The 16278-nt window shown below is 60.1% G+C and carries 15 protein-coding genes; 5 read left to right on the top strand and 10 right to left on the bottom strand.

From position 1 onward, the window contains the following. Positions 1-118: 118 nt before the first annotated feature. Entirely contained in the window at positions 119-1222 is a 1104-nt protein-coding gene (locus AC13Q5_RS26420; protein ID WP_083961348.1) for a helix-turn-helix domain-containing protein, read from the bottom strand. A 655-nt stretch (positions 1223-1877) separates the two neighbouring features. Here AC13Q5_RS26420 and AC13Q5_RS26415 point away from each other — a divergent pair. Continuing rightward, positions 1878-2915: a dipeptidase gene (locus tag AC13Q5_RS26415; RefSeq protein ID WP_075853186.1), complete on the top strand. Its 1038-nt coding sequence runs from the start codon at positions 1878-1880 to the stop codon at positions 2913-2915. 40 nt (positions 2916-2955) lie between these two features. Here AC13Q5_RS26415 and AC13Q5_RS26410 read toward each other — a convergent pair whose 3' ends face one another. After that, a complete protein-coding gene (locus AC13Q5_RS26410) occupies positions 2956-4323 on the bottom strand; it encodes a cytochrome P450 (RefSeq protein ID WP_488503708.1) in 1368 nt (455 codons plus the stop codon). A 105-nt stretch (positions 4324-4428) separates the two neighbouring features. On the opposite strand from AC13Q5_RS26410, the gene AC13Q5_RS26405 reads away from it, so the two are divergent. The 4 genes from AC13Q5_RS26405 to ftsZ all read left to right on the top strand — a co-directional run bounded on the left by AC13Q5_RS26405 (position 4429) and on the right by ftsZ (position 8988). Continuing rightward, positions 4429-5100 carry a TetR/AcrR family transcriptional regulator gene (locus AC13Q5_RS26405; RefSeq protein ID WP_488503707.1) on the top strand — a complete coding sequence of 224 codons (672 nt, stop codon included), beginning with the start codon at positions 4429-4431 and terminating at the stop codon, positions 5098-5100. A gap of 185 nt (positions 5101-5285) precedes the next feature. Beyond that, positions 5286-6329 (top strand): substrate-binding domain-containing protein, encoded by a 1044-nt coding sequence (locus tag AC13Q5_RS26400; protein ID WP_075853189.1) that lies wholly within the window; start codon positions 5286-5288, stop codon positions 6327-6329. Between the two features lie 72 nt (positions 6330-6401). Further along, entirely contained in the window at positions 6402-7607 is a 1206-nt protein-coding gene (locus AC13Q5_RS26395) for an acyl-CoA dehydrogenase family protein (RefSeq protein ID WP_488503706.1), read from the top strand. 373 nt (positions 7608-7980) lie between these two features. Then, a complete protein-coding gene (gene ftsZ, locus AC13Q5_RS26390; RefSeq protein WP_488503705.1) occupies positions 7981-8988 on the top strand; it encodes a cell division protein FtsZ in 1008 nt (335 codons plus the stop codon). Between the two features lie 80 nt (positions 8989-9068). Here ftsZ and AC13Q5_RS26385 read toward each other — a convergent pair whose 3' ends face one another. From AC13Q5_RS26385 to AC13Q5_RS26350, 8 genes are all read right to left on the bottom strand, one after another. Further along, positions 9069-10286: an SfnB family sulfur acquisition oxidoreductase gene (locus tag AC13Q5_RS26385; protein ID WP_488503704.1), complete on the bottom strand. Its 1218-nt coding sequence runs from the start codon at positions 10284-10286 to the stop codon at positions 9069-9071. Between the two features lie 173 nt (positions 10287-10459). Then, positions 10460-11758, bottom strand: a complete 1299-nt coding sequence (locus AC13Q5_RS26380) for an NAD(P)/FAD-dependent oxidoreductase (RefSeq protein WP_488503703.1) — start codon at positions 11756-11758, stop codon at positions 10460-10462. A gap of 126 nt (positions 11759-11884) precedes the next feature. Further along, positions 11885-13141: an ABC transporter substrate-binding protein gene (locus tag AC13Q5_RS26375; protein ID WP_488503702.1), complete on the bottom strand. Its 1257-nt coding sequence runs from the start codon at positions 13139-13141 to the stop codon at positions 11885-11887. A 53-nt stretch (positions 13142-13194) separates the two neighbouring features. Further along, a complete protein-coding gene (locus AC13Q5_RS26370) occupies positions 13195-13623 on the bottom strand; it encodes a hypothetical protein (protein ID WP_488503701.1) in 429 nt (142 codons plus the stop codon). Further along, complete coding sequence (locus AC13Q5_RS26365) at positions 13620-14675, bottom strand: aldo/keto reductase (protein WP_488503700.1); 1056 nt, start codon at positions 14673-14675, stop codon at positions 13620-13622. The genes AC13Q5_RS26370 and AC13Q5_RS26365 overlap by 4 nt, the downstream gene beginning before the upstream one ends. A 5-nt stretch (positions 14676-14680) precedes the next feature. Then, positions 14681-15031, bottom strand: a complete 351-nt coding sequence (locus tag AC13Q5_RS26360) for a TIGR04076 family protein (protein WP_488503699.1) — start codon at positions 15029-15031, stop codon at positions 14681-14683. Position 15032: 1 nt separating this feature from the next. Beyond that, positions 15033-15521, bottom strand: coding sequence for a DUF3830 family protein (locus AC13Q5_RS26355; RefSeq protein ID WP_488503698.1), 489 nt, complete (start codon positions 15519-15521; stop codon positions 15033-15035). After that, a complete protein-coding gene (locus tag AC13Q5_RS26350; RefSeq protein ID WP_174180926.1) occupies positions 15518-16252 on the bottom strand; it encodes a GntR family transcriptional regulator in 735 nt (244 codons plus the stop codon). The genes AC13Q5_RS26355 and AC13Q5_RS26350 overlap by 4 nt, the downstream gene beginning before the upstream one ends. Positions 16253-16278 lie beyond the last annotated feature (26 nt).

Raw genomic sequence — 16278 nt, 5'->3', positions numbered from 1 at the left:
TCCATTTTCGCGATTGCTGAAGTGCGGTTTTGGGGCTGATGCGGGGATTGGCGGCAAGACGCGCTCCGCCCGCGCGCCCTCCGCTCCCGCGCATGCCTCGAAGCATCAAATTCGCTGTCTAGTGATAATAGCCGAGGGTTTTCAGCCATTCATCGAAGGAGTGACTGCTGTCGGACGATGCCGGCGAGACGATCTGCCCTAGATAGCGGGGTATGGTGAGGTTTCTGGCTTCACGGGGACTATATCCGAATTCCTTGCCGAAGGCCCGGCTGAAGTGCGCAGCCGAGGAAAAGCCGACGGCAAAGGCGATATCGACGATCTGCTCCCGATTGGCGGGATCGCTGAGGGCGGCATGAGCAGACAGGAGACGACGGCGCTGAATATAGTGATGCACGCCACCATATTGTTCGAATATCTGATAGAGCCTGGTGCGGGATATGCCGAGCTCGCGACATATGTGCTCTACCGTCAGGTCGCCTGACGTGAGGTTGCCTTCCACGAACCGCCGCACGCGCTCCGTCACGGCGAGGGTGCTGTGTTGCTCCATGCCGGTCGATTGCGCCGCCGAAGTCGAAACGGAAGCCACAATCATATTGCGCACCGTCTGGACGACGTGCGGCAGATCGGTCGCTGCAAAGCGTGGAAGATTGTTTTCGACACTATCGAGGAATTCGATCAACATGTTGGTGAACACGCCGGAGAGGGCGATATTGTTCTCGATCTCCACCGGTGTCGGAACGTCGAACAGCAATGCCCTCGGCAGAAAGAGCGAGAGGGCCGTTGCCTCGGTCGAGCGCCCTCGAAATGGCTGTCCCAGCGATCGCAGTTCCACCTTGCCGGGCTTGCCTTCCAAAACACGGCCATCGACCTCTGTCCAGGTCCGGCCGTTGCTCAGCAAGGAAATGTGCCAGTGATCGATGTGGTTGGTTTTCGCCTTCGCTTGCGAGCGCATATAGCTGTGGGGCGGCGTATCTTGCTGAACGATGAGCATGCCGCCAAGATTCCACGCGATATGGTCGGCCGGAAAGCCGGCTTCCGGCGAGACATTGTCCGGCAGTCGCACGTCGGCCACGGGAGCAACATAGGCTTGCCAGGCGGCAAATTGCGCAGCCGGCTCGATGTCACGTGTCGAGAATTTCAACGGCTGCAAGGCCGGCGGTGGCAGGGCTTCCTCCGTCGCTGCCGTCTCCGGTCGCGGAAAACGCCGCCGCTCTGACTGCAAGGACTTTCTGTCCTTGCGCCTTGGCTGATCCTCCGCCTCGTCTGACGCAGATTCGGATCGTTCTTCGCGCCGAAAATCAGACAATCCGTCCTCCTCGAATACGGCCAGGACAGAACATGAGCGCCGCCATCAACTCTCTATCCATCATTCAAGCAGGCGGCTGTCTCCGCTTCGAGCCGCCTTCTTCAGCGAGCCGATATGCTGCTGTAATTCCTGCCGTATTCCTAGCTCTTTCACCATATCAAGACTTTCATTTGCTGCGCCTTTTCGAAAAGGCAAGTCTTGCGGGTCGCCAAACCTATATTCCCGCTGCAATTGTCGCAAAATATGGCCGCTGTCCGAACCGATCTGTCTCCTGCCGGTACATTTTCCAAGTCAAACGCTGCATAGGGGTCGGCATCCTCTGTGCAAGCACATCCAGGCGCAAACGAAAATTTGCTCCATACAGGCGCTTTGCAAAATCGTTCCGAAACTATTCCGCTTTTGCCTCATCCTGCTTGGCACCGCTCGGTTGCTATCGTATTTCCCGAAGGCTTTGACGGGGATGCCTTGCGAACGACCAGTTCCGTTTTCACAGCCCCTATGCGTAGTTTGCAGTTGCCCATCCTGCCAAGCTTGCCTAGGCAGATATCAACCGCAATTTTTGGAATGAGACATGACCGAATCCTCGATAATCCCCGTCTTCGATGGCCATAATGACGTGCTGCTTCGGCTGCGCCGCGGTGGCTTGAATTCCGTCAACGCTTTCCTGAATGGCGAAGCTGCCGGGCATATCGATCTGCCTCGCGCTCGCCGTGGTGGCCTCGCGGGTGGCCTTTGCGCCATATTCATTCCGTCGCCGGATCAGCCGAAGGCTGAAAATGCCGATTTCGCGACACCTGCCCAGCCCGACGCACTGAACGAAACTCTGGCGATGGCGCGGCTTCTGCTTGCGATCGAAGCACGCTCCGAGGGAGCTGTGAAGGTCTGCCGCTCGGCCGCTGATATCAAGGGTTCGATTGCCGAAGGCCAGTTCGCCGCGGTGTTCCACATCGAAGGTGCGGAAGCGGTCGCGGCCGATCTCGATGCGCTTTACGTCCTGCATCAGGCCGGCCTGCGGACGCTTGGACCTGTCTGGAGCCGCCCCAATGTCTTTGCTTATGGTGTGCCTTTCCGTTTCCCTTCGACGCCGGATATCGGCCCCGGGCTCACCGATGCGGGCAAGGATCTGATCCGTGCCTGCAACGAGCTCAGGATTATGATCGATCTCTCGCACATGAACGAGCAGGGATTCTGGGATATCGCCAAACTCTCGAATGCGCCGCTGGTAGCCTCGCATTCGAATGCGCATGCCATCAGCCCGCATAGCCGCAATCTGACCGACAAGCAGCTCGACGCGATCCGCGATACCGGCGGGTTGGTCGGGATCAATTTCGGCGTGCTCTTCCTGCGTGACGACGGCGTGAGAAACACGGATACGCCGCTCGACATTCTTGTTCGCCACGTCGCTTATATTGCCGAGCGCATCGGCATCGAGCATGTCGCGCTCGGTTCCGATTTCGACGGTACGACCATTCCGGCGGCGCTCGGCGATGCAAGCGGCCTGCCGAAGCTGATCGACGCCCTGCGTGTGCATGGGTTCGACGATCAGTCGCTTGCCAAGATCGCCCATCAGAACTGGATCCGGGTTCTCGAACAGACATGGGGCGGCTGAGACGCCCTTTCGTGCCTGTCCGGGCAGGCGGCCCGCTCGACTATCGCTCGATGAGGTTGATCGACAGCGGATGCATGGGCCGCAACGTGACCTTCATGACCGGCTTGGGCGAAGGCTCGCTCGAGCCGGCTACGCGGAATTTCTGCAGGAGCACGGCGAGGATTGCGACGGCCTCCATCATCGCAAAGCCATTGCCGATGCAGACGCGCGGACCGGCGCCGAAGGGCATGAAGGCGTAGCGATGGCGGTTTCTTGCCACCTCCGGCTCAAAGCGGTCGGGATCGAAAACCTGCGGATCTTCCCAAAGGTCTGCATGATGGTGCACGGCGTAGATTGGCACATAGATAATGGTGCCGGCCGGGATCGTATGTGCACCCATGGTAAATTCGCTGGTTACCGCGCGCGAAACGATTGGCGCCGGCGGATAAAGCCGCATGGCTTCGGAGAAGACCTGTCGGGCATAGGTGAGCTTGCCGAGATGTTCGGCCGTCAGCGGGCCGCCCTCGGTCACGGTGGCGATCTCTTCGAAGAGCCTCGCCTGGCAGTCCGGATGGCGGGCGAGAAGATGAAAGGTCCAGGCAAGACCGAGCGCCGTCGTCTCATGTCCGGCGGTAATGAAGGTCATCAGATTGTCGATCACCTCTTCGTCCGTCATCATGCGGCCGGTTTCGGGATCGGCCGCGTCGAGCAGCATGGACACGAGATCGCTACGCTCCTTGCCGCTGCGTCGTCGTTCGGCAATCACCGCGCCAAGAGTAGTTCGCAAGAAGGCGACGGCTGATCGCGCCTTTTCCTTGCCGGGATGTGGCATCCAGTCGGGCAGGCCAAGCAGGCCGAACGCGAATTTCCAGCCTGTCGGCTTGAGGTAGTTGGTAATATTGCGCTCGACCTTGTCGACATCGATGCCATCGCCGCCCGACATCATCGTATCGACGATAATATCGAAGGTGGTGCGCATCATTTCCTGACACAGGTCGATGGAGCTGTTCTTGTAGGTGAGCCAGAGGTCGCGCCTGCGGCTTGCGGCCGCGATCATGGCTGGCTGCAATTCCAGCAATTTCTCGTGACGAAAGGCGCCGGCCACCGATTGACGCTGCCATTTCCAATGGGCGCCATCGGAGGTGAGAATGCCGTTGCCGAGAGCTGGTCCCAACACGCGACGCACGTCCTCGCCTTTGCCGAGCGCATCGGAATTGCGCACCAGCGTCTGATAGATGAGTTCTGGATCCGTGAGATAGATCCGCAGCTTGCCGCCCAATTGAGTAAAGACCATGGGCTCGGTGAAGACTTCCGGCGGCAGCGCATCAAGTGGATTGCGGATCAGCGAAAGCAGGACATGTGGCATGGAGCGCGGAGTAAGGGGAAATGTCATCTCTGAAAGATCGGCGGCGTTCACGCTTGCATTCATCCTTCTATCTCCTTGTTTACCCCGGCGGATGCCTGTAGATCAGGATTAAGGTATTTGCCTTAGAGAGAATAAGGTGGATACCTTAGGGCTTCAAGGGGGATCAAAATGGCGGCCAAAAAAAACAAGAGCGTGGACGCCACAGCACGACCCGACACACGTGAGCGGATTCTTATCTCGACTTTGTCTCTCTTCAATCAGAGGGGGCCGGAAGCGGTGACCACGGCCGAGATCGCCAAATCCGTGCACATCAATCAGGGCAACCTCTATTATCATTTCCGCACCAAGGAATCGCTTGTGCTAGCCCTGTTTTCCCGCTTCGAAGCGGACGCCTTGGCGCTGGTCGGGCAGGCCGATGCCGTTCAGGGAACGGACTCTAAGGCCTATGCCGGCTTTCTGCGCAAGTGGTTCTCGCTCATCTGGACTCATCGCTTCCTATTTCGTGACATTCCAGGCCTTTTGGCGATTGCCCCCGGCTTGAAAACGCCGATCCTGATGGTCAGCTCCGGCATGCGCATCTCCGTCGATGTCATTTTTCAGCGGATGGAAGATGCGGGCCTGATCAGCGTCGCCTTGAGCGACCGCAAGCCGCTGATGACCAATATGTGGATCGTGTCGACCTATTGGGCCGTCTATCTCGGCCTTCAGGAAGGAGTCAGCGATCTTGCACCCCAACATGTGCATTGGGGACTCGGCCAGGTCGCGAGCCTGTTGCGCCCCTATCTTTCGCCGCAGGCACGAGCGGATCTTGAAGAGATGCTCGCGGAGCCCTTCGCGTAAGGCCTTTCTGCTGGGTAAGTCCTTGCCGCCAATCCTTGGGCAAACGAACAAAGAATCTCCGAAGCCAGCCAAAATCGGATGATTTAATCTACTAAAAACATAGGGTTTATATCTAATAATTGCATGCGTCGCAGGGTCACTGTTCCGTCAGACGACGCTTGTGATGGATCGTGAGGATCGCGACGATGAGACTTATCACACGGCTTGCCCTGTCGGCCGTCACTCCGCTTTTTCTTGCGCAGGCCGCGCTGGCTGGCGGTGTGAATGGCGCTCCTGCGCCCTTTGACAAGGGGGGCGTTAAGATCGCTTTGGTCAGCTATATCTCCGCAGGCGATTTCTTCCAGGCTTATCAGGCCGGCGCTGAGGCCCAGGCCAAGGCGCTCGATATCGATCTGCGCGTCTTCCCCGGTCGTCAGGATGCGGCCGCCCAGCGCGAACAGATTCTTCAGGCGATCAATCTCGGCGTATCCGCCATCGTCATTGATCATGGCCTGCCGGAATCGCTTGGCGATGTCGTCCAGCAGGCGCTCGACAAGGGTATCAAGGTCGTCGCTTTCGACGTCAATCTCAACAATCCGAAGATCCCGCAGGTCGAGCAGAGCGATCACGAGCTTGCCGATCTTGCTCTGAAGCAGGTTGTCAAGGAGAACGGCGACAGCTTCAAGGCGGGCTATGTCTATGTCGCCGGCTTCGCGCCGCTCGACCGTCGCAACGAGGTTTGGGACGCGTTCAAGAAGCAGAATGCCGGTGTCGTCGAAAAAGCCCGTTTCGGCAATGTCAGCGATACGACGGCGACCTCGACGGCCGATCAGGCCAAGGCGGCGCTCGCGGCCAATCCCGACATCACCGTCATCTTCGCGCCCTATGACGAATTTGCGCGCGGCGTGAAGCTTGCCGCGACGGATCTCGGCATCGCGAACAAACTGAAGATCTATTCGGCCGACGTTTCGACAGCCGACATTCAGGAGATCACGGAGCCGGGCAGCCCATGGGTTGCGACGGTTGCGACCAATCCCGCTGTCGTCGGTGCCGTCTCCATCCGAGCTGCCGCGTTGCAGGTCGCCGGACAGGAGGTTCCGCACCAGATCACCGTGAAGCCGACGCTGCTGACGCAGGAGGGGCTTCGCGCCGCCAACGTCCAGACGATCGAGGAACTGGCCAAGAAAGTTCCGGCCTTCAGCGCCAGCGATGCGGTGACCGCCAGCTGGATCCCGGACAAGCTTTTCTAAGCAGTCATTCCCGATATGCCGGCGGGACTTTCCGATCCCGCCGGACTACGTCCATGAACCGGAGTTCATATCATGAGCCAGTCCAACGTCGTCTTTGCGAGCAATCGAAACGCCACGCGGGAGGACCTCTTTACCAGAGCCGAAGAGATTTCCGCTGACCTTTCCAAGCGTGCAGCGGAGCTCGATCGCGAAGGTCGGCCGCCGCTCGGCGAAATCGTCAAACTGAAAAATGCCGGATTGTTGAACGCGCTGCATGAGCCACAGATCGGCGGCGGCGGCCTCGATTGGGTGGATGGCTTGCGGCTGGTACGCACCCTTGCGCGCGGCGAAAGCTCTATCGGCCAGCTTCTCGGTTATCACTACGTCAACAGTCAATATATTTATTGGGCCTTCGACGAGGCGCGCGCCCAGGAACTCGGCGGCAAGACGGTCGCCAACAGCCTTTACTGGGGTGCCGCGGTCAACCCGCGCGATCCGGGCCTCGTGCTTACCCGCCGCGGCAACGGCTATGTTCTGAACGGCCGCAAATCCTTTTCCACGGCTGCTCACGTATCCGATTACATCAACGCCAACGCCGCGCTTGAAGACAAGATCATCGGCTTTGCCGTACCGACCAATCGGGCGGGTTACAAAGCCAATGACGATTGGGACAATTTCGGCCAGCGCCTGTCGGACAGCGGCAGCGTCGAGTTTCACGATTTTCCCGTCTATGAGGAGGATCTGGACAGAGCGGCATTGACGGACGGAGAAGCCCCGGTGCTAGCGACGTTCAACACGCCCCTCATCCAGCTCGTTTTCGTGAACTTCTATCTTGGTACGGCTGAAGGCGCATTGCGCGAGGCCGTCGATTATGTCCGCACCACGACACGGCCCTGGATCAGCTCGGGCGTCGAGCGCGCATCGGACGATCCCTATATTCTCGAGCGCATCGGCGAGTTCACGGCTGCTCTCAAGGCTTCGGCTGCGCTGGCCGATAGTGCTGCCGCGGCAGTTCAAGAGGGTCTGGCAAGAGGCGGCAAGGCGACCGCGCGGGAACGAGGCGAGGCGGCAGCGGAGGCCTATGCCGCGAAGGTGCATGCAACCCATGTTTCGCTTGATATCACCTCACGCGTCTTCGAGTTGACCGGTGCAAGGTCGACGGCGGAGAAATACCGCTTCGATCGTTTCTGGCGCAATGTGCGGACACATACCCTGCACGATCCGGTTTTCTACAAGGCCAAGGAAGTCGGCGAATTTGTGCTGAACGACAAGATCCCCGAGGTCAGCCTCTATAGTTGAATACCGGGGTGATGAGCGGTGCAGTCCAAAACTAGGTAGGCTCGTAGTCTGCTCCGGCGGTGAATTCACCCGTACCCAAAATCGGTCAGCGTCGTTGATATCTGCTGTGGTGTGGACAGGGGTTAGAACACGCCGCAGCCTTAAGCGTGCGCTTACGGCTGTGGTTTTCGCACAATGCCGGATGGCTCTTGCTTTAATATCCGGCTCACAAATTCTGTGCTCAACTTATTATTCTGTGGAGGGTTGCCGGCACATGCCGTAATGCGCACATGTTCCTCGCTAGGATTTCCTCTCTCGCGAATCGCTACAACACCCGCTTCCGCAAGGGCAGGCGATCGCGATTGAGAGTGAAATTGATCCAATGGAGTCCTTCATGGCTGACATCCGCGCACCACTTTCCGGGGTGATACCGAAGATTTCCGTCGTCGGTGTCGGCGGTGGCGGCGGCAACGCGATCAACAATATGATCGCGCAACAACTTCAGGGCGTTGAATTCATCGCGGCAAATACGGATGCGCAGGCGCTTGCGACGTCCAAAGCCACCAGGCGCATTCAACTTGGCGCGCAGGTGACGGAAGGTCTCGGCGCAGGCTCCCTGCCGGAAATCGGACGAGCCGCCGCCGAGGAATCCATTGATGAAATCATGGACCATCTCCAGGGCACGCACATGTGCTTCGTCACGGCCGGAATGGGTGGCGGCACCGGCACGGGCGCTGCCCCGATCATCGCGCAGGTCGCGCGACAAGCGGGTATCCTCACGGTCGGCGTTGTCACCAAGCCCTTTACGTTCGAAGGCAACCGGCGCATGCGCACGGCCGATGAGGGCATCGAGCAACTCCGCCAAAGTGCCGATACTGTCATCGTCATTCCCAATCAGAATCTGTTCCGCATTGCGGATGCGACGACCACCTTCGCAAACGCCTTCGTGACTGCGGACCGAGTCCTCTATGCGGGCGTCAGCTGCATCACCGATCTGATCATCAAGGAAGGTCTCATCAACCTCGACTTCGCCGACGTCAAATCCGTAATGCGGGGAATGGGACGTGCGATGATGGGAACGGGCGAGGCTTCGGGGCCGGGCCGCGCATTGAAAGCGGCAGATGCCGCCGTCTCCAACCCGCTTCTGGACGACATGAGCATGAAGGGCGCGCGTGGCGTGCTGATCTCCATCTCCGGCGGAACGGACATGACACTGTTCGAGGTCGACGAGGCCGCCAGCCGCATCCGCGACGAAGTGTTTGCCGATGCCGATATCGTCGTCGGTGCGATCTTTAACAAGAATCTCGACGGGGTGTTCAGGGTATCGGTCGTTGCGACTGGTCTGGAAAGTCTTGCGGCGTCCGCCGGTCAGCCGATGGAAATCAATATGGATCGGCACTAGCTGGCTTCGGCGTGCCGCTCCTGATCTATACTTGATTGTATGAAAGCCCCGGCGCTTATGACGGGGCTTTTGTCTATCCGTCAAAGCGCGCCGTTCTTCGGCGGGATGACGTCGTTGAGGTGATAATTGCCGACGACGTGATATTTCCAGCGAACGGGGTCATGAAGCGTATGCGTGCGGGCATTGCGCCAGTGCCGATCGAGATTGAGGTCGAGCTTGACCGAAGCCGTCCCGGCAAGCTCGAACAGGGTGTTCGTCGCTTCGATGGCGATCTCCGTCGTCAACACCTTGGCCGCAGCAACGGCGAGCGTGGCCTCGATCACTCTCTTTTCGGTCGTCTCGACCTGCGCGGCATCGACCTTGCGGCCAGCGCGCTCGACGGTCGCAGCCGCCGCTTCAAGCCGGATGGCGATCTGGCCGACCTTGGCGATCGTCAGCGGATCGTCGCCCGCGCGTTCGACGCCGCTGTCCATCCAGGGACGGGAGCGGGTCTTCACGAAATCCAGAGTCTCGGCGAAGGCGGCCCGCGCAATGCCGAGATCGACGCCTGCATGGATGATCTGGCCGACTGAGCCGATCGTCGTCGGCCGCTCGAAGCCTTTGTGGTGCAGGACGACATGGTCGGCGTTCACATAGACATTGTTGAGCGCCGTGGTGCCGCTGCCGGTCGTGCGTTGTCCAAAGCCATCCCAATCGTCGATGATTTCGACGCCTTCCGTGCCTTTCGGAACGAAAGCCATGACCAGCTTGTCGGCCTCATCGAGCGCAAAGACGGTGATCCAATCGGCAAAGAGAACGCCCGTCGAATAGAACTTGCGACCATTGATACGATAGCCGGGTCCGTCACGGGTGATGCGGGTATTATAGTGTCCGACTGTCTTCGTGCCTCGTTCGGAGAGCGCGTTGCCAAAACGATCACCTGCCAATGCGCGACCGAAGAAGTATCGCTTTTGATCCTCGGAGCCATCGACGCGCAAAGCCTCGAGGATATAGAAATGGTTCTGCGGGATCTGTCCGATCGAGCCATCGGCCTCAGCAAGGATCGCCGTGATCTCGGCCAGCGCCGCATTCGAAACATCCAGGCCGCCATATTCCTCGGGGACGGTAATTGCCAGCAGTCCGGATTGTGCCAGGGCATCCATCTCGGCAAAAGGGAGCAACCTTTCGCTATCGCGCTCCGAAGCGGTGGCAGCAAAGCGCTCGGCCAGCGCCTGCGCGACTGCCAGCGCCTGTTGTTCGGTCTCCAGTACCGTGGCCTCCGGGTGCGTGGCGTTGATATGGTGCAGTTGCGCGTTCATGGGCAGGCTCCGATTTCATTCGGCGCCACGATGCCGCATTCAAAGCCGGGCTTCGAGAAAAGGCATTTCATTTTTGGCGACGCCGCCGGCTCTTCATTCCTTTCTCTATAGAATTGATGGTCAATTACTGCTTGGGCTGTGCCGGTGCTAATAAAGATTGATCTTACGACCGGCTATCGGCACCCAGCTCGCCAGTCTTCAAAGCGCGCATGCGCCAGGGCAAGCGAAGCGACGATCGGCGTGAAGCCATGAAATGGCAAGGCCCGACCGGATTGGAGTGGGATCGGCAGAGAATCCACCGTCTCGCCGAGTGCCAGTCTCGCCAGTGTCCGGCCGAGTTGCGCCGTCATGGCGATGCCGCGGCCGTTGCAGCCGATCCCTCCGAAGAAGCCGTCGCCGAAGCGGTAGAGTCGCGGCAGGAAATCGGGCGTCATGATCGCCGTTCCGGTCCAGACGATCGCCACGCCGGGGTGGCGCGGCAGGCGGAGCTCGGATGCGAGCCGGTTGACGACGGCGCGGCCGACACGCTCGAAAGCGCCGATCGGATTGATCGCCATGCCACCGCTGATCAGCCTGTTGTCACGATCGAGCCGATAGGTGAACAGGTTGGAGCGCGTGTCTCCGACGGGGCGGCGATGCGGGGCGATCCGCGCAATGGTTTCAGCGTCGACCGGCTTTGTTGCCACCTGATAGACTTTCAGCGGCACGCCGGTTCGGCCCATGCGCGAAGCTATGCCATCGGTAAACGCATTGGTGGCGAGGATGACGACATCCGTTTCGATCTCGTGACCGGCGAGGCCGACGCGCCAAGTGCCGCCATGTCGTTCGACGCGCTCGACCCTGCTGCTCTCACGGATCATGCCGCCGCGCCGGATCACCGCATGTGCAAGCCCATAGAGATAATTCAACGGATGGATGGTGCCGCCGGAATGATCGAATAGTCCGCCGGAATAGATCTCCATGCCTGTTTCGCTCTGGATGGCGCGCGCGTCGAGAAATTCGACCGGACGGCCAAGCTCCGTCCAATCCTTCGCTCGTTGACGCAAGATCGCAGCCATGTCGTCACCATAGGCTGGCTGCAGCCAGCCGGTCTGCGCCGCATCGCAGGAAATCTTTTCGTCTGCAATCGTCGTAAAGACCTCGTCGGCGCCGGCGCCGACCAGCGACAATAGGGCATCCGCCTTGTCGAGTGGCAGCTTCTGGCGGACGGTTGCCGGATCCGCCTTGGCGAAATTCGGTACGACGAAGCCGGCATTCATGCCGCTCGCACCGGCGCCCAACAGCCCCGCCTCAAGGACGATGACGGATCGGCCAGCGCGGACAAGGTGAAGGGCTGCAGTCAGGCCGGTGAAGCCGCCGCCGATTACGACAACATCCGAGCGAGGCGGCAAATCGCGGGAAAGTTCGGGGGCTGGGCCTGCCGTCAAAGTCCACAAGGTTGGATTGGTCGGGCGAACAAGGGGGCTGGGCATCAGCGGACGATCTCTCAATAACTATGCCAGATGGCTGTCACGACAGGTGAGCGCCGAAGGGGTATGCAGGAATGTTGTGCGTGAGGCGCGCCGGATAGCGCGCCTCGCCGTTTGCGGAAAGAACGATTACTTGAGCTTGTCCTTGAGGGCGGCGATGTCTTCCATCGATAGCTGGCCATCGGTGGCGACCTTGCCGTCGGCAATCTTCCAGAGGCGGAAGGGGCCGGTGATGTCGCCATACTGATCGAAGGAGACCGGGCCGATGACGCCTTCGTAACGGATCGGCTTGCCTTCCTTGATAAGGCCGAGCGCCTTGGCGAACTCGTCCTTGCCGGCATAAATCGGCGTGCCCTTGGGGTCGACGACCTTGTAGATATCATCCTTCAGCTTGGATGTGTCATCGCCGGCAATCGCAAGCGCGAGACCGACGATCGCACCGGCATCATAGGCGCGGTCAGCGGCCGGATTGGTCGGATCGATGCCCGAAAAATCCTTGTAGTTCTTGTTGAAGTAATCGGTCGATGGGGTCGGGTTCGTACCCGAGGAGGTGCCGTAGGTTTCCTTCAGATAATCGGCGCCGACGGAATCGATGAAATCTGGACTGTTCATGCCGTCATTGAGCAGGAATTTCTGCGGGCCGCCCTGCGAGATCCAGGTGCGGGCGATGGTCGCGCCGTCGACTGGCGTGCTGACGAGATAAAGGCCGTCGGGATCGCCGCCCATGCCGGCTGTGACTTCGGAGGCATAGCTCGACTGCTTCTCGTTATAGGGCGTCGTCGAGACGATGGTCCCGCCGAGCGCCTTGTAGGCTTTTGAAAACTCCGCGACCATGTTCACGCCGAAATCGTTGTTGACGTGGATGATCGCGAGCTTCTTGAAGCCCTTGTCGATCGCATATTTGGCGGCCGCGATACCCTGCAGCGAATCCGAGGTGATGGTGCGGAAGAAGATGCCGTTGGTCTTGCCGTCGCGGCCAAGTGCCGTCAGCGTCGGCGAGGAGGCGGCGGGCGACACCTGTACGATCTTCGCCGGCGCAGTCACGGAGGTCAGGATCGGGATCGTCACCGAAGAAATGATGCCGCCGATGATGGCCGGGACCTTCTTGACCTGTACCAGTTGGGTTGCTGCGTCGACCGCGACATTGCCCTGGCTCTGGCTGTCGCGCGTATCGGTCACCAGATCGCAGCCGTGAGCGCCGCCGGCGGCATTGATATCGCGGAAGGCCATCTCGACGGACTTTGCGCCCGCCTGGCCGTATTCGCCGGCCGGACCGGTGAGCTCCATCACGAGGCCGACCGTTACTTTGCAGTCTGCGGCATTGGCCACGCCGGCTGCGGTTAAGAGGGCCAGAGCCGTGGTGATTTGAAATATCGTCTTCTTCATCTTTGTTCCCCTTGTTCGGTCAACGATTTTCATTTCTGTTTTTTCAGAACCTGTCAGGTCTCCGGCATCTGCAGCCAGGTTTCATGCAGATGCTGCCATTCGACGCCGTTGGGTGCCGATGAACTTGTGGTGAAAAGAGCGCTTGCTTGCCGACGGCTGTATTTGCCGGCGCGCATCTGTGCTTCGACATAGGTGAGAACGATCATGTCCTCCGTCTCGAAGCTGGCGCGGATATCCGAAATCTCGATGCTGAAATCGCCATGAAAGCTTGCCCGGTTTGTCCGGATCAGCTCGATGGTCTGAGCGCGATCGAAGAGGCGGCCGGTTGGCGGGATCATGTGAAAAGCTTGACCGAAGGTGCGCTCGCAGCGGCCAAAATCCGTATTGTCGGCCGTTGTCGCATCATACCAGGCTTCGAAGAAACGATGGAAATCGAGAACTTCGGCGCTGGCTTTCTGAAAGAGGGGCGATTGCTGGCTCATACTTTCCCCGCATTGAGATTGTAGTGCATGATCGAGCCGTGCCTGCCGGCGCGGTCGCGCTCCAGCGTATAGACGTCGCCTTCGAGGCCGGGGCTCTGGGTGATGATGGCGGCGATCTGCTGGCGGTCGTCGTCCGAAAGGGCGATATCCATGATCTTGGCGTTGGCAAGCGCATGTGCCTGGTTGCGCGCGCCGACGATGACGGCCGCTACCTGCGGCTGCTCCAGCACCCAGGCGCTGGCGATCGTGGCGATATCGACGCCATGGCGATCACCGATAGCCTTCAGCGCACCAAGCAACGATTGGAACAGCTCCCAGCCACCGAAATCGTCGATGATTAGCTTGTACTTGACGAGAGAGCGGTTCTCGAGCGGCATCTCTGGCTCCGGCTGCCCGAGCCATTTGTCGCTCAAAAAGCCGCCGGCCACCGAGCCGTAGCAGAGAAATTTCACGTCATTCCCGGCAGCCAGCTTGGCGAGGCTGTGCGACGGCCGCTGATCGAGAACCGAATATTGCAGCTGCTGGCTGACCAGCGGAATGCCGGCTTTGAGGATTTCAGCGATATGTGGCGTGTCGAAATTCGTCGTGCCGACATTGCGCACCTTGCCTTCGCGGCGCATTTCATCCAGCCAGCTCAGCGCTTCCAGATAGCCGGGCAGGGCGTAATCCCACCAGTGAAACTGCACCAGATCGAGCTGCTCGGTTTTCAGCTTGCTCAGCGACTTGTCGACGATCCCCTGGATATAGTCGCGGCTGATCGTTGCCAGTTTCTCAAGATCTGGCACCAGCTTCGTGTGCACCTTCATGGCGCCTGCGGCTTCCGCGCCGCGCTTGTTTCGGAGCCGCTGCCGCGCTTCGCCGATCAGCTCCTCGACGCCCGTATAGATGTCGGCGCAGTCATAGGTGCGGATGCCGACGTCGAAGGCGGCGATCAGGTCGGTGACGGCCTGGGCGCGATCGATGGCGCCATGCCCTCCGGCAAGCTGCCAGCCGCCGCGGATGACGCGGGAGATTGAATATCCGGGGCTGAGCTCAAAAGCCTTGGCGGTCATGCGGTTCATTCTCCTTCGGGCAACGGCACTGCCGTCGTTTCGGCATGGCTGAACCGCCGCTTGCCCGTTCTGACGATCCGCAGACGGCTCGCGCAGTTCGGGTCGGGGCAGGCGATTTCGGCGTCCGAGGTCATCCAGTCGTTCTTGTGGGTGGGCCGTTGCTTGGCCGCAAGCAACGGCAGGACGGCCGATATAGAGTAGATCGAGAAGCCCTGGCCCGGCGGCAGGTGCAGCATTTCGCCCTTGAGTTCGAAATAGTCGCCCGGCTTGGCGCCGCAGTAGATCGGCTTGCCTTCAGGGATAACGGCCTCGACCCTCAGGTCGAACAGTTCGAAACTGTCGTCGCTTGCCGCCATCTCAGATCTCCGCACGCTCGAAGGTGACGTCACAGGCGCCGTTGCGGCGGATAACGCCGCAGGCCGCGGCAAAATCTTCCCGTTCGTCGGGTCGCACTTGCGCGACGACACTGCCGGCAAGCCAGCCGATTGGGAAGAGCAGGCGCGCGCCTGGTCCATAGAACAGTCCGATATCGAAGATTGCATCGGGATTGCCGCCCCACATGCGCGGCGGCACATAGCTGAGCACGATATCGCCGGGCTGCGGCGTCAGTGTTGCATTCTCGGCGGGCAGGGCGTTCGCGTAGGACGCACCTTTCAGATGCGCCGGCGGGATTGGGCAGGAAATTTCCGGCCCGGTCCACATGGCATGAATACCGCCCACGACGCGCGGTTCGCTGAGGTAATGCCAGAAAAAGACGGCATTGTCGGGCGCCTTCGTCTCCAGCAGCGGCGCTAGGACGCTGAGGCCGGAGCGGGGTTCGGTGATCTTGATGGCGCGCTGGCTCATGCGGATTGGCCCTTCTTGGCTTCGGCTTCCAGTTTGTTGCGCAGGAAGGTGAATGGCCGGCTGATGTCTGCGACCAGCGCATCGCGGGCTTCTTTTGCATCCTGCGCGGCGATCGCCTTGACGATCGTGCGGTGATAATGGGCGGTGTCGATTTCGCCGGCATCCGAGAAGGCGTAGATGGCGACGCGGATACAGGGACCGGATTGCAGCCACAGGCTTTCGATCATCGGGATCAGGACGGCGGAGCCGCAGGCGCGATAGATCTCGAAGTGAAAGGCCTGGTTGAGCGTCACCTCGCGGTCGACATCCTTCTTGTGCTTCAGCGCACGCATCTCGTCCCACTCGCCGAGCATGCTTTCGATGGTCGTAATCTGGCGCGAGGTCATGCGGGTTGCGGCAAGCGCGATCGCCTCGCCCTCGATGAGGATACGGGCGCGCAGAAGATCATCCATGCGCTCCAGCGTGATCGGCGGTACGCGAACGGATCGATTGGGGAGGGCTTCCAGCGCTTTTTCGGTAATCAGTCGCCCGAGAGCCTCGCGCACCGGCATGGTGCTGGTCATCAGCGCGTCAGCGAGGCCACGGATCGTCAGCACCTGGCTCGGCTCGAAAAGGCCGCCGATCAGCGCACGGCGCAGCTCCAGATAGACCCGGTCCTGAACGGTCTCTCGCCCCACTGGCGCAAGCTGTGCGGCAATCGGATCGCTCTTTTCGGCGGTGGCCTTTTGCATTCGAAATCCCTTTTTCGGCTTGCGAA

It is taken from the genome of Martinezella sp. CNPSo 3964 (assembly GCF_057784375.1).
This window is presented reverse-complemented; position numbering and strand designations above follow the sequence as displayed.

Excerpts from the sequence above, each read along its gene's own strand:
- AC13Q5_RS26415 (WP_075853186.1), top strand. The coding sequence starts at position 1,878 with ATGACCGAATCCTCGATAATCCCCGTCTTCGATGGCCATAATGACGTG.
- AC13Q5_RS26410 (WP_488503708.1), bottom strand. The coding sequence starts at position 4,323 with ATGAATGCAAGCGTGAACGCCGCCGATCTTTCAGAGATGACATTTCCC.
- AC13Q5_RS26405 (WP_488503707.1), top strand. The coding sequence starts at position 4,429 with ATGGCGGCCAAAAAAAACAAGAGCGTGGACGCCACAGCACGACCCGAC.
- AC13Q5_RS26400 (WP_075853189.1), top strand. The coding sequence starts at position 5,286 with ATGAGACTTATCACACGGCTTGCCCTGTCGGCCGTCACTCCGCTTTTT.
- AC13Q5_RS26395 (WP_488503706.1), top strand. The coding sequence starts at position 6,402 with ATGAGCCAGTCCAACGTCGTCTTTGCGAGCAATCGAAACGCCACGCGG.
- ftsZ (WP_488503705.1), top strand. The coding sequence starts at position 7,981 with ATGGCTGACATCCGCGCACCACTTTCCGGGGTGATACCGAAGATTTCC.
- AC13Q5_RS26385 (WP_488503704.1), bottom strand. The coding sequence starts at position 10,286 with ATGAACGCGCAACTGCACCATATCAACGCCACGCACCCGGAGGCCACG.
- AC13Q5_RS26380 (WP_488503703.1), bottom strand. The coding sequence starts at position 11,758 with ATGCCCAGCCCCCTTGTTCGCCCGACCAATCCAACCTTGTGGACTTTG.
- AC13Q5_RS26375 (WP_488503702.1), bottom strand. The coding sequence starts at position 13,141 with ATGAAGAAGACGATATTTCAAATCACCACGGCTCTGGCCCTCTTAACC.
- AC13Q5_RS26370 (WP_488503701.1), bottom strand. The coding sequence starts at position 13,623 with ATGAGCCAGCAATCGCCCCTCTTTCAGAAAGCCAGCGCCGAAGTTCTC.
- AC13Q5_RS26365 (WP_488503700.1), bottom strand. The coding sequence starts at position 14,675 with ATGACCGCCAAGGCTTTTGAGCTCAGCCCCGGATATTCAATCTCCCGC.
- AC13Q5_RS26360 (WP_488503699.1), bottom strand. The coding sequence starts at position 15,031 with ATGGCGGCAAGCGACGACAGTTTCGAACTGTTCGACCTGAGGGTCGAG.
- AC13Q5_RS26355 (WP_488503698.1), bottom strand. The coding sequence starts at position 15,521 with ATGAGCCAGCGCGCCATCAAGATCACCGAACCCCGCTCCGGCCTCAGC.
- AC13Q5_RS26350 (WP_174180926.1), bottom strand. The coding sequence starts at position 16,252 with ATGCAAAAGGCCACCGCCGAAAAGAGCGATCCGATTGCCGCACAGCTT.